Origin of the sequence: uncultured Prevotella sp. (genome assembly GCF_946407605.1) — a bacterium.
Taxonomy (GTDB): Bacteria; Bacteroidota; Bacteroidia; order Bacteroidales; family Bacteroidaceae; genus Prevotella.
Genome location: NZ_CAMJOS010000009.1, coordinates 87,535 through 102,361 on the forward strand (window position 1 = coordinate 87,535; position 14,827 = coordinate 102,361).

General features: G+C 52.0%; 6 protein-coding genes. All 6 read left to right on the plus strand.

Going from position 1 to position 14,827, the window contains the following annotated elements:
* Positions 1-1,785: an alpha-L-fucosidase gene (locus Q0R57_RS06045; protein WP_294744669.1), complete on the plus strand. Its 1,785-nt coding sequence runs from the start codon at positions 1-3 to the stop codon at positions 1,783-1,785.
* Positions 1,786-1,800: 15 nt separating this feature from the next.
* Positions 1,801-4,215 (plus strand): glycosyl hydrolase 115 family protein, encoded by a 2,415-nt coding sequence (locus Q0R57_RS06050; protein ID WP_294744671.1) that lies wholly within the window; start codon positions 1,801-1,803, stop codon positions 4,213-4,215.
* Between the two features lie 58 nt (positions 4,216-4,273).
* Positions 4,274-6,832 carry a family 78 glycoside hydrolase catalytic domain gene (locus tag Q0R57_RS06055; RefSeq protein WP_294744673.1) on the plus strand — a complete coding sequence of 853 codons (2,559 nt, stop codon included), beginning with the start codon at positions 4,274-4,276 and terminating at the stop codon, positions 6,830-6,832.
* A gap of 11 nt (positions 6,833-6,843) precedes the next feature.
* Positions 6,844-9,312, plus strand: coding sequence for a glycoside hydrolase family 2 TIM barrel-domain containing protein (locus Q0R57_RS06060; RefSeq protein WP_294744675.1), 2,469 nt, complete (start codon positions 6,844-6,846; stop codon positions 9,310-9,312).
* A 3-nt stretch (positions 9,313-9,315) separates the two neighbouring features.
* Positions 9,316-12,213, plus strand: coding sequence for a glycoside hydrolase family 2 TIM barrel-domain containing protein (locus Q0R57_RS06065; protein WP_294744676.1), 2,898 nt, complete (start codon positions 9,316-9,318; stop codon positions 12,211-12,213).
* A gap of 230 nt (positions 12,214-12,443) precedes the next feature.
* On the plus strand, positions 12,444-14,827 hold a 2,384-nt coding region (locus tag Q0R57_RS06070), incomplete at its 3' end, for an alpha-L-arabinofuranosidase C-terminal domain-containing protein (protein ID WP_294744678.1).

Consider the following 14,827-nt stretch of genomic DNA (forward strand, 5'->3'; position numbering starts at 1 on the left):
ATGAAAAAAGTCCATATCCTACTTTCGGCACTCATCGCTGCCTTCCTTCTTGTCTCTTTTCCATCGCATGCACAGACATTGTGTCCGCCTTTGCCTTCCGAAAACCAGTTGCGGTGGCAGGAGATGGAGATGTATGCCTTTATCCATTATTCGCTCAATACCTATACGGATCAGGAGTGGGGGTATGGCAATGAGGACCTGAAATTGTTTAATCCCTCAGACCTTGACTGCCGTCAATGGGCACGAGTGTGCAAACAGGCAGGCATGAAAGGTATAATCTTCACAGCCAAACATCATTGTGGCTTCTGCATGTGGCCCTCGAAATATACTGAGTATTCTGTGAAGAACACACCCTGGAAGCAGGGCAGGGGAGATGTGGTGAAGGAATTGGCTGACGCCTGTCGTGAGGAGGGGCTGAAGTTTGCTGTTTACCTTTCACCTTGGGATAGAAATCATAAAGACTATGGCAAGCCCGAATATGTGACCTATTTCCGTAACCAGTTGCGCGAGCTGCTGACTAATTATGGCGATATCTTCGAGGTATGGTTTGATGGCGCCAACGGTGGCGACGGATGGTATGGCGGTGCCAATGAAGTGCGCAAGATTGACCGCACGACCTACTACGAGTGGCCAGAGACCTACAAGATGATTCGCGAGCTGCAACCCAAATGTCTCATCTGGAACGACGGTAGCGATCGTGGCGACCTGCGCTGGGTGGGTACTGAGGCTGGCAATATCGGCGAGACGAACTGGAGTCTGCTGAACAAAGAGGGCGATGTGCCTTACCACATGTTGCACTACGGTGTGGAAGACGGTAACGTGTGGTGTCCAGGCGAGACCAACACGAGCATCCGTCCGGGATGGTTCTACCATGAGACGGAGAACGAGAACGTGAAGAGTCTGTCGAAGTTGATGGACACCTATTATAAATCGGTAGGTCGTAACTCGTGCCTGCTGCTCAACTTCCCCATCGCTCCCAACGGGCGCATCCATCCCACGGACTCGCTGCGTGGCATCGCTTTCAAGAAGATGATTGACGAGGTGTTTGTTAATGGAGAGTGTAAAGTGGATAGTGTAGAGTTTGCTACAGCCGCTCCTACTGCCAGTGAATCCAGTGCGGCAGCAAACTCTACACTATACACTCTACACTTTAACCAGCCTACCACCTTCAACCGCTTTGTGGCTGAGGAGGACATCCGCTATGGCCAGCGCGTCAAAAAGTTTTCTTTAGAAGCTGAGGTCGATGGAAAATGGGTACCTTTAAAAGATGAACTCGTGGATAATGGTGACGGATTGACCACTATCGGCCATCGTCGCATCATCTGCTTCCCCAAGGTGACGGCAACAAAGCTGCGCTTCACCATTCTTGAATCGAAGTGCGAGCCAATCATCACACGCACGTCGGTCTATCTGGCACCCGACATCACCCAAGACATCCCCGATAGCGGCGAGAAGCACGCATCAGACTATTACATCTTCTTCGGTGCCGACAAGATGATGTTCGTCACCCTTAATGATGAGGCTAATGTCACGGGGTTTCGCTACCTACCACCGCAGGATTCTAAGGAAGGTCTCGTCACTCATTATCGCATTTCTGCCACCACCGACTGGCAGAAGTGGGAGACGATTGGCGAGGGCGAGTTCTCAAACATCGTGAACAACCCCATCTGGCAGACCGTACGCTGTAAGCCCACCCGTGCCAAGGTCATCCGTGTGGAAGGACTTCGACTGGCACAAGGCGAACGCATGGGATATAGTGACGTAGAAGTAATTACAGAAAAGTAAGGTTTGATATTTTACATGAAGACTATCTTATTGACTTTTGGGCTGATTTTCAGTATGATTGTGCAGGCCACTCCTACCACAGTGGACCTAACAAAAGCGACCATCGTATATCATAAAAAAGATGCACCGCTGGTGAAGCAAATGGCACAGGTGTTGGCCGATGACATCGAACGGGTGTCGGGCACGAGACCTGAGGTGGTAGGTGCACGCAGTCTTTATCAAATGGCCTATCTACCCTCATCAGAGCAACATATCATTCTCCGTACAGTAGATACCAGTGAGCCTCGCCATGAACTGCGAGGGTCTTGGGAGCGCTATGCCATCGAAACGAAAAACGGCAACCTCTATATCACGGGTTCCGATGCCAGAGGTCTGGCCTATGGTGTCTTTCATGTGAGCGAGGCGATAGGTGTCAGTCCTTGGTACTGGTGGGCCGATGTTCCTGTGGATAAGGGCAACAGGCGCGCTTATAGTTACGAGGAAAACTACGTCAGCGCCTCGCCCACCATCAAGTATCGTGGCATCTTTATCAACGATGAGGACTGGGGACTGAAGACGTGGGCAGCGAAGACCTTTGAGAAGGAACTCGCAGATATCGGTCCTAAGACCTACGACAAGGTCTGTGAACTCATTCTCCGTCTGAAAGGCAACATGCTGGCACCAGCGATGCACTCGTGCACAGGTGCCTTCTATAGCCATCCTGAGAGTCAGGTGGTAGCCGATAAGTGGGGCATCATGATTACTACCAGTCATTGTGAGCCGTTGCTCTTTAACAACGCCGCCCTATCTGAGTGGGACAAAGCCCGCGATGGCGAATGGAACTACGAGACCAACAGCGCCACCATCCTCAAGAAACTCGACGACCGCATCCGCGAGACGGCCCAGTATGACAACATCTATACGATGGGTATGCGTGGTCTGCACGACGAGGCCATGAAAGGCAGTAAGGACCCGAAGGTACGCGCCCGCACCCTTGAAAAGGTGTTTGAAAAGCAGCGTGGCATCCTCGAGAAATACAAGAAGACGAAAGCTACCAATCTGCCCCAGATCTTCGTACCCTACAAGGAGACCCTCGACATCTACGACGCAGGACTGAAGGTACCTGAGGATATCACCCTTGTATGGCCTGATGATAACTACGGCTATATGAAGCGTGTAAGCAATACTGAAGAACAGAGACGCAAGGGACATAGCGGCGTGTATTATCATATTTCTTACCTCGGCACGCCTCACGACTATCTCTGGTTGCCAAGTACGGCTCCCGTGCTGATGTACCACGAGTTGAAGAAGGCCTACGATGCTGGTGCCGACCGCTATTGGCTGCTCAACATAGGCGACATCAAACCTATGGAGGTTGAGATGCAGCAGTTCTTCGATATGGCCTATGACTTCGAGGCTTTCAACTTCGACAATGTGAACCGCTACCAGGCCCAGTGGCTCGCCAAGCTCTTTACAAACAACAAAGGTAATCTCAATTCTCAATTTCAGTTTATTCTCGATAACTATTACCGTTTGGCGTGGGACCGCAAGCCAGAGTTCATGGGCTATGAATATGAATGGAGCAGCAACGAGGAGAACCGCCTGCACGATACGGACTTCTCGTTCGACACAGGCACGGCCCAGAAACGACTCATGGACTACGAGAACATCTGCGAGGTCTACGACATGATAGAACAGAGCATCGACCCCAGTTATTGTCCTGCACTCTTCGAGATGCTGGGCTATGCCGTACATTCTGCCTACCAGATGAACCGTAAGTTCCTCTATGCCCAGCGCAACCACGAGACAGGCCATGCCGCCTATGCCGAGATGGCCCTCGACGCGCAAGACAAACTGGAACAGCTACGCAAGAAATACAACGAACAACTCGACGGCAAATGGGCTGAGATGATGAGTGAGCTTCCCCCTGGCTTCTGCGCCAAGTACCAGATGATGCCAGAACTCAGCGACAAGCCTACCACGGCCTACCGACTGCCAGCAGAGCAGCACCATCCGGAATTCAACAACGTCATTGACCTCTCGTCACTTGCCGTCAGCGAACCCTTCCGCCTCATCGAAGGCATTGGTACCGACTGGCAGGCTCTGCAGATGGGACAACCACTCAGCGAGGCAACAGGCAGTATCGATATCGCTCTCCCGTCAGACATCAGCCTTCAGACATCAGACATCAAGCTCTGCATCAGCGTCGTTCCCATGTGGCCTGTATCCAGCAGCCGATCCAATCGCTTCAAGGTTAGTGTCGATGGTGGCGAGGCCGTCGTCTGCGAGAACGTCTTCAAGGAGTGGGGACCGGAATGGAAGTTGCAGGTTCTCGAAAACCGCAAGGAGTTCGTGGTGACGCTACCCCTTGACAAGAATCGCCAGAACCATACAATCACCCTTTCTATTATTGACCCGGGACAAATCATCCAGAAAATCTCTTATGAATAAAGTAACCATTATTACAGTACTTCTCTGTGCCTGAAAGAAAAAAGTAAACACCTTGAAGATGAAAAAGATTTTGATATCTATCATGATTGCGCTGTTCTCGATGACTTCTGTCGCACAGACAATATCGTTGTCTAACGAGGCATGGAATGAATCAGAGTGGATTTGCGTGGCAGATGCGCCTGAGGTGCAAGGGCGTGTGGATGAACATACACGTGCAGCCGATGGTGCCAACTGGTTTGTAACAAGCATCACGAATGAGAAAAAAGTGAAGACCGCCTTGTGGATGACCACCAGTTTGGGTGTAAACGAACTGTATGTCAACGGCAAGTGCATTGGTAAGGAAGTACTGCGTCCAGGTTTCTCGCACCACAGCAAGACGAAATACTCGTTTACCTACGATGTGACGAAGGCTTTTTTTAAGAAGAAAGGGGCAGATAATACCTTGTCTGCGCAGGTGACACCAGGCTGGTGGGCCGACAAGATTATCACACCCAGCGGTTCGAATGGCATGTACGGACAGAAGTGTGCCTTCCGTGGTGTGCTGGAACTGACGTTTGCTGACGGAACGAAACGCCTGTATGGCACTAACACAAAGGATTGGAAAGCAGGCATCGCTGGTCCTGTGAGACATGCCGCTATTTTTGATGGTGAGGAGTATGATGCAAGACTTCTTGTACCATTTGGAAATGCCCTTGAGCTGTCAATACCCTCCATAAGCAAGGAATATAAAGGTGTTATCGTTCCCAACTGTGGCGCGGAGATCTATCACATCAATGAGTGGGCACTCAACCCTAAACGTGCATACGTCTTTTCTAAGGTGAAGGACGAAAGCGAAGATGAATATGGCATAATTGTTATAGGCCGTGAGTATAAAGACGGCCAGAGAATGGTTGTCAATAAGGGCGAGCACCTCGTCATCGACTTTGGACAGAACTGCGCAGCGGTTCCCTCTTTTCGTTTTAAAGCCAAAGAGGGTACGCAACTCAGTTGCCTGCCCGCCGAACTGCTGAACGATGGCAAAGGTGCCAAGAGTCGTGGTATGGATGGGCCAGAAGGTAGCATCCATCGCCGCAACCTGCGCATTCACGACAAGAGTATCCGACTGGATTATACTTTTGCCAACAGCAAGAAAGTTGTGGATTACACCCCTTGTCAAACTTTCTTTGGCTTCCGTTATCTCGACATTACCGCCACTGATGAGGTCATGATTGAAAGCATACAGTCGGTTCCTGTCAGCAGTATCACGCCCGAGATGGAGACGGGCCATATCACCACAGGCAACGACCTCGTGAACCAGCTTGTCTCGAATACCATCTGGGGCATGCGCTCCAACTACCTGAGCGTGCCTACCGACTGTCCGCAGCGCAACGAGCGACTGGGGTGGACAGCCGATACGCAGGTGTTTTGCGAGACGGGTACGTTCTTCGCCAATACCAATCGTTTCTTCCACAAATGGCTGCACGACTTGCGCGACTCGCAGAATGACGAGGGAGGTTATCCCAGCGTGGCTCCTCCAGGACAGTACGGCTCATGGAGTAATGAGTATATGCGTTTCGGCTGGTCGGATGCCGGCATCATCGTGCCCTGGACTGTATGGAAGCAGTTTGGCGACAAATCGATTATCGAAGAGAGCTGGGAGTCGATGAGACGATATATGGACCATGTTAACCAAACTAAGTATGATCATCAAGCCATTATAAAGGAAAATGGCAACTACCAGTGGGGTGACTGGCTGAGCTATGAGCCGCTGGAAACCTGTGGGCGTAGCGCCTTCGACGGTAATGATCCTAAGCCAGAGGCTATCGAGTATTGGAACTATCTAGGTGCATCCTATTGGGTTATCGATGCTGCGATGATGTGCGACATGGCGAAGGCTACAGGTAGGAACTCTGCAGAATACGAAATAATGGTCAGCGAAGCGAAGAACTATCTGCGCAAGCGATTCTTCAATGGTGATGGTACGTTTATATGCGATATCCTCAACACCATGCAGACACCTGCGCTTTTCGCCCTTAAGAACAATCTCTTCGAGGGCGAGACAAAGACAAAGATGATTGAGCGTCTGCGCCAGAACTTCAGAGAGCATGGTGAATGCCTGCAGACGGGGTTCCTGGGGACCTCCATCCTCATGCCAACACTGACTGACAACGGTATGACTGATGTGGCCTACACACTGCTCTTCCAGCGCAAGAACCCCAGTTGGCTGTACTCTGTCGATAATGGTGCCACCACCATCTGGGAGCGTTGGAACAGTTATACGAAGGAAAACGGCATGGGACCTAACGGCATGAACAGCTTTAATCATTATGCCTATGGAGCCGTGTGCCAGTGGATTTGGCAGACTTGTGCAGGTATCGCCTCCGACCCTGCTCATCCTGGATTTAAGCATATCATCATGAAGCCCGTTCCTGACCGTCGTCTGGACCACCTCGATGCCATCTACCATTCGGCAGCAGGCCTTATAGAAAGCCATTGGAAATACGTGGGCGACGACTGGATATGGACTTTTACGATCCCCACGGGGACTACTGCCACGATAACTCTGCCTGGCGATACCAATGCAAAGGATTATCAGGCGGGCACTTATACTATACGGAATAAGGATAAATTGAGATAAAAGAATTAGATATGAAAAGATTATTGTTTCTAACACTTGGCTATTGTTTGTTGACCATCAGCGGCACAGCACAGACCAGGCAGTTGTTTGACGACAACTGGCAGTTTTTACGTAATGGCAAGACCATGCAGGTGAATCTGCCCCACGACTGGGACATTTATGATGCTCCTGACCCCAAAACGGGTGCCACCAAGGAGGGCGGCGGCTGGTATCAGGGAGGTAAGGGCGAGTATCGCAAGACCTTCGCCACACCCGATGCCGACATCGTAAAACTCCATTTCGAGGGTGTCTATCAGAAGGCTGAGGTCTTTGTCAATGGACAGAAAGCCGGACAGCATGCCTATGGCTATACACCGTTTACGGTTGACGTAACACGCTTTTTAAAATTGAAGAATGAACTTAACGAGGTGGTGGTCAAGGTCAACAACAGCGAGCAGCCCAACTGCCGCTGGTACTCTGGCTCAGGCATCTATCGCCATGTGTGGCTGGAGACGATGCCTGCGTTGCATTTCGCCGATAATGGTGTGCGCATCTGGACTGCCGACGCTAATGCCAAGAACGCCAGGGTTGATATGAATGTCTGGGTGGAAAACAACGGAGGCAATACCCAGCAGATAGACGATGTTGACGTCAGTTTCGCGGGAGGCAGTTTCACCCTTCGTCATGATAACGCTCCGCATCTCTACTCTCCTTACGTCATCGTTGCCAACCAACCCAAACGCGACTTCAAGGGTATGACCATGGTGAATGTGGATACCAACAAGTCTGAACGAAGAAAGATAGAGAATACACCATTGCCAAACGGAAAGGTAGCCACCTTTGTGATGAGTTACAACATCGACAATCCCCATCTGTGGTCGCCTGACAATCCCTATCTCTATGAGGCTATCGTCAAACTGAAGTCCAACGGGAAGGTCATCGATGAACGTCATGTGAAGTTCGGCATCCGCACCTTCTCGTATGATGCGGAGAACGGCTTCGTGCTCAATGGCAAGAAGGTGCTCATCAATGGCGCCTGCGTACACCACGACGACGGCGTGCTGGGAGCGATGGCTTTCGATGCTGCCGAGATACGTAAGGTGAAACTGATGAAGGAGGCAGGCTTCAACCTCATCCGTACGTCACATAACCCCACCACGCGTGCCTTCCTCGATGCCTGCGACTCGCTGGGTATGCTCGTCATTGGTGAGGCCTTCGATGGATGGCGCACGCAGAAGAATCCCTACGACTACTCCACGCTTATCGACTCGTGCTATCTTGAGGATATCCATGCGATGGTAGAGCGCGACATGAACCACCCCAGCATCATCTCGTGGAGTATCGGCAACGAGGTCATCGAGCGTAAGGATATCCGCGTGGTCACCACAGCTCGCAAGCTGAAGGCAGCCATCAAGGAGATTGACGACACACGTCCTGTGACCGAGGCCCTTTGTGCCTGGGACAGCGACTGGGAGATCTACGACCCACATTTCGAGGCGCTCGACATTGGCGGCTATAACTACATGATTCACAAACACGCCAGTGACCATCAGCGCGACCCCAAGCGTGTGATGTGGCAAACGGAGAGTTATCCGCGCGATGCCTTCAGCAATTGGAAACTGGTGCATGACTATCCCTATATCATTGGCGATATTGTGTGGACGGGCCTCGACTACCTGGGCGAAAGCGGCATAGGTCGTAACTACTACGATGGAGAACGTCCTGGCGAACACTGGGTAGACGGTGGACAGCCCGAATGGCACGGTGCCTATTGCGGCGATGTCGATATCACTGGTTGGCGCAAGCCCATTAGTCACTATAGGGAGATGCTGTGGAATAGTGAAGAGCGAATTCTTTACCTTGCTGTCAAGGAACCCGATGGTTATCGTGGCAAGATAAACACGACTTCCTGGAGTGTGTGGCCCACATGGGAGAGTTGGAACTGGCCAGGCTGGGAGGGGAAACCCATTGAAGTGGAGGTCTATACCAAACAGCCCGAGGTGAAACTTTATCTTAATGACAAACTCGTTGGCACGAAGCAGGTTAGCCGCGATACTGAGTTCAAGGCCGTCTTCACCGTAAACTACGAGCCTGGCACTCTTCGTGCCGAACTTTCTACTCCCCTCCCTAAGCAGGGAGGGGCGGGGGTGGGTCTTTTTACCGCTGGCTCTCCCGCCCGTCTGCGTCTTACCCCCGACAAGACCGTGATGACAGCCGATGGTCAGGACCTTACCTTTATCACCCTTGAGGTGGTCGACAAGCAGGGCCGTGTCTGTCCTGATGCCGCCATCCCCTGCGAGGCCATCGTCAAGGGCCAGGGTTCTTTATTGTCGTTCGCTTCTGCCGACCTGAAGGACACCGAGCCCTACACCTCGTCGCATGTCACCACGTGGAAGGGGCGCGCCTTGCTGGTAGTCCGTAGCAGTCATGCCCAAGGCAAGGCTCAGGTCAGTATCAAGAGCAGTCTGCCCACCGCAAACATCACCATCAAAACCAAGTAACAGATGAAAAAAGTCCTCGTCGCTTTATCAGCCCTGCTCACTATGCAGGCTCAGGCCCAACCCAAAGACTGGGAGAATCCCTTTGTGTTAGGCATCAATAAACTGCCTTATCATGCTACCCTCCAGTTGCCTTCGAAACAGAAGGAATGCAAGGAGATTATCAGTCTCGACGGACGCTGGAAGTTCCGTTGGAGCAAAGACCCCGACTCACGACCTGTGGGCTTTGAGCATGAGGACTATGACGTGAGTCTTTGGGACGACATCACGGTGCCAGGCAACTGGCAGACGCAAGGGTTCGGCACACCTATCTATACCAATATGACCTATCCCTTCCAGCGTAATCGTCCCAGTGTGACTGGTGAGCCGCCACGCGACTGGACAGCCTACGAAAACCGTAATCCTGTGGGTTCCTACGTCACCTTTCTCGACGTCACCAAGGATATGCTCTCTCAGAACCTCATTCTTCATTTCGGTGGCGTGCACTCCGCCTTCTATCTGTGGATCAACGGACAAAGGGTGGGGTATAGTCAGAACTCCATGTCGCCTGCTGAGTTCGACGTGACCCGTTACCTGCGTGAGGGCCGCAACCGCCTTGCTGTCGAGGTCTATCGCTGGAGCGACGGCAGCTATCTGGAAGACCAGGATATGTGGCGACTGTCGGGCATCTTCCGTTCCGTGCAGCTGTGGGTGCGCCCCTTGGTACATATCAGCGACTATCACGTCACCGCTGTGCCCAATCATGACTTCTCGCAGGCCACGGTTACTGCCGATATCGCCCTTTGCAATACGGGTCGTCAGAAGGTGAAGAACCTCACAGCGGTGATGCGCATTGACGGCACCACGATTGATGGCTCCGCTAAAAGTATTGCTGTAGGCGATACCACGCATCTGCTTCTCACGCATCATATTAATAATCCTAAGATGTGGTCGGCAGAAAAGCCTAATCTCTATCCCTTTACCATCGAGTTGATGGATGCAAAGGGCTCAGTTATTGAGCATTTCGACTACCACCTCGGCGTCAAGCGTGTGGAGTGCGTGGGCGAGGTCTTTAAGATCAATGGCAAGAACGTGAAGTTGCGCGGCGTGAATCGTCACGACCATCATCCCCGCACAGGACGCTACGTCGATGATGCCACCTACGAGCAGGACCTCCGCCTAATGAAGCAGGCCAACATCAACTTCCTGCGCACCAGCCATTATCCCGACCGCGAGTACCTCTACGAGCTCTGCGACCGCTGGGGCATCTACGTCATGGATGAGGCTAATCAGGAGAGTCACGGCTATGGCTATGCCAACCACGAGATGGGCGAGGACCCCGATTGGCTCAATGCCCATGTGGACCGTGCCGAGTCGCTGGTGAAGCGCGACTTCAACCACCCATGTGTCATCCTTTGGAGCCTTGGCAACGAAGGCGGCGTGGGGCCTAATATCCAGGCTATGTACGATGCCGTTTGTCGTCTCGACTCTACACGTCTGCCGTTCTACGACTGTCATCCCCGCTATTCGGCCCTTCACGACTTCGGCTATCCCACGCCCGATGTGCTGAAGGCTGAGGCAGAGAAGGAAACCGAGAAGCCGCTGATAGCTCGCGAATATGCTCATGCCATGGGCAACTCCATGGGCAACTTCCAGGAATACTGGGACGTGATCTATGCCGACAGCAGCATCGCCGGTGCCGCCATCTGGGACTGGGTAGACCAAGGACTATATAATGTAGAGTTTAGAACTGAGAGTGTAGAGTTTCCTGCCGGACTCCTTAAAGGTCCTGGTGAAGGTATGGCGGTAGCAAACTCTACATTCTACACTCTACACTCTCCATTCCTTTATGGAGGAGATTTCGGCGATCGTCCCAACGATGGCGCCTTCTGTATCAATGGCCTCGTGGGGCCAGACCGCACCCCGCATCCCCATTATTATGAGGTGCAGTATGTCTATCAGCCGCTGACCTTCGTCCGTGCTACTGATGGCACTATCTCTATCATCAACCGTGACAGCTTTACCGACCCCAGCGAGTACGACATCACCTACGATACGCTGCGCATCGATGGCGAGGTGCTTCTTAATGTCGCTGCCCGTCTGCGCCATGACAAGCCCTGGGCTGAGAAGGGATTTGTGGTGGCTCGCGAGCAGTTCGTGCTCACGCCCTACATCTTCCCCAATGCCTCAGACCTGAAACCTGGTGGAAAAGCAGAGGTTACTGTTAATGGAAATGCCCTCACCTCGTGGAAGGTCGATGGCCGTGAGATGCTGCTGGCGCCTCTGGAGCCCTACTTCTGGAAACCCGAGAACGACAACCAGCACGCTGCAGGCTTCGCTCGTCGTGTAGCAGAGTGGAAAGAGGTGAAGGACGTCACGGTGCGATATACCGCTATCAATGATCGCTCCATCCTCGTCGAACTCGACTACGAACCTACCGCCGAAGGTCGTGCCGTCATCCCAAAGGTTGGCATGCGGATGCGTATTCCGGCCGATATGACAGAGATCAATTACTATGGTCGCGGCCCTTGGGAGAACTATCCCGACCGCAAGCGTAGCGCTTTCCTCGGCCTCTATAAGATGCCGCTCTCCGAATACGAGACGGAGTACATCCATCCGCAGGACAATGGCAATCGTTGTGATGTCCGTTGGTTCAAGATAGGTAACGACCAGTGCACTCTTCATATTCAGGGCCTCCAGCCCCTCTGCATCCGAGCCTGGGACTATGGTGAGGAGGATCTTGATGCCCAGCCCCGTCATCCCGCTGACATCCAGCGTGGCCGTTTCGTCAATCTGAACATCGACCTCAACATCCACGGGGTAGGGGGTGTCGACACCTGGGGACAGCGCACGCTGCCGCAGTACACCATCGACCCCAATCGCCCTTACCACCTCGCCTTCCTGCTCGAGTGGAGCCCACAATGACCAAAAGGCCACGTAACGGGAAAAAAGCTCTCTCACATGAAATATTCCTCCAAAAGGAGTGATTTTCTCAGATTTTATGCTTACCTTTGCCATGTCATTGATGATTTTGCTTGTTTTGATTTTGCAGCACTAAGATAAGTGAAGAATCTGACATGACAAAATTCTGGGCAATAATGCTCAGGAGCTTATAAACAAAGTTAAACTAAAGTGCTGCGGAATTTAGGAAAAAAATGACTTACAAGAAATCTATTCTATTAACCGGTTGTGCTCTCTTTGCATTGGCAATTCAGGCACAGGTAACTATCGACATCGATACACAGCAGCGCGGACCGAAGGTTAGTCCGATGCTCTATGGAATCTTCTATGAAGATATCAACCACGCAGCCGACGGCGGCATCTATGCCGAGTTGATACGCAACCGCTCGTTTGAAGACGGACCACGTTATGGCGCACCTGCTGATATGCAGGGATGGTCAACCTATGCAGCAGCCCCGTCGCAACTCACGGCAAGACTCATACAACCCACGAAAAAGACACCACTGCTTAACAGTGTGCAGCACAACGCCCTGGCACTCGACATCAAGGCTTCGCCCACGATGCCTGTCTGCCTGGTAAACGAGGGCTACTGGGGCATCAATGCCGTGCAGGGGCGCAGTTATCATCTCACATTCTGGGCAAAAGCCTTGAAATATCAAGGTACCGTGAAGGCCACGCTCTGCTCTAAGGACGGCTCACTGCTCTATGCCGAGACAGTGGTCAGCCAATTCCCTGACGTCAAGGCCAAGGGCTGGACGAAGTACGAGGCAACCCTTACCTCCAACGACAATGATCCTAAGGCACGGTTTGCGCTGGTCTTCGATGGCGTGGGACAGGTACAGCTTGACATGGTAAGCCTTTTCCCTCCAACCTTCAAGAATCGCGAAAACGGCATGCGTCCCGATCTTGCCAATATGCTGTGGCAGATGCATCCTAAGTTCATGCGCTTCCCCGGCGGATGCTTTGTAGAGGGACAGGAGAGTCCTGATAACGCCTTCCGATGGGAGCGCACCATAGGACCGATAGAAGAACGTGAAGGGCATTGGAACGTGAACTGGGGATACCGCACAACCGACGGACTCGGTTATCACGAATATCTACAACTGGCAGAGGACCTGAACGCCAAGCCGCTCTATGTAGTAAACGTAGGACTATGGCACGGTGGTATGACTCCATACGACAACATACAGCCGTGGATTGACGAATGTATGAATGCCTTGGAGTATGCCAATGGTCCCGTCACTTCGAAATATGGTGCCTTACGCGCCAAGAACGGGCACCCTGAACCATTCGGAATAGAATATATAGAGGTGGGAAACGAGAACAACCAGCCTGATCCCAATCAGCAGAGTGACCACTACTATGAGCGTTATGAGCAGTTCTATAAAGCCATACGTGAAAAGTACCCTGAGATGAAAATCATAGGAAACGTGGTCGCATGGGGCGATGACAACCCGAAGTGGAACAGCAAGCTGCCTGTGGATCTGCTTGACGAGCATTACTATCGCTCACCTGACTGGTTCGCTGCCGCTTTCCATAAATACGACAGCTATGACCGTCAAGGGCCAAAGGTATATGTGGGCGAATATGCTGTGACAAACGGCTACGGCAATCTGGGCAATATGAATGCAGCCCTTGGCGAGGCTGTATATATGATGGGAATGGAGAATAACTCCGACGTAGTCGAATTAGCTTCCTATGCGCCAATCTTCGTCAATGAGAACGATGCCCGCTGGCGTCCTGATATGATACGTTTCAATAGCAGTCGTGTAATGGGCACCCCAAGCTACTACGTTCAGCAGCTCATGCCTCAGCATCTGGGCACCCAGGTAGTGAAGGTGGTACAGAACAATCCCTACAAGGATGTGGCACGAAAACCTCTTACTCCCAAGCAGAGCCGTGTAGGATTCGGCACATGGAGCACACATGCTTCTTTCGAAACCGTCAAGGAATACGATTATGTCAATGGCGACTGGAACAAAGAAGGTAATATCGTTCGACAGACAGGGCTGAAGGATGGCACCCTATGTATAGAGAAGAATGTTATCGACAGCGACCACTACACATGTAAGTTCCGCGCACGCAAAGACGAGGGAGCAGAAGGATTCCTCATCATCTTCAACTATGTGGACGACAAGAACTACTGTTGGGTGAACTTCGGAGGATGGACAAACTCACAGCATGCCATAGAGCAAATCAGCAATGGCGGAAAGCTGCTGACCGCAAGTAAGCGAGGACATATCGAGTCTGGACGCTGGTATGATGTAACCCTTCAGGTGGCAGGAGATAGCGTCAAGGCATGGCTCGACAACGAACTTGTCTTCGACACGGTCTTGAAGCATGATGAAACGAAAGGAATCTTCTCGTCTGCCACTATCGACGATGCCACAGGTGAACTTATCGTAAAGATAGCAAATACCAGCGATGTCGCAACAACCGCCAACGTCAACCTCAAGAATTTCACACCGGCATCAGCCCGAGTAGTACGCTTGGCAGCCAACGATGGTATGGAAGAGAACACGCTCGATGCCCCTACCACCATTCACCCTGTGGAGCAGTTACTCTCCCCAGAGAACAA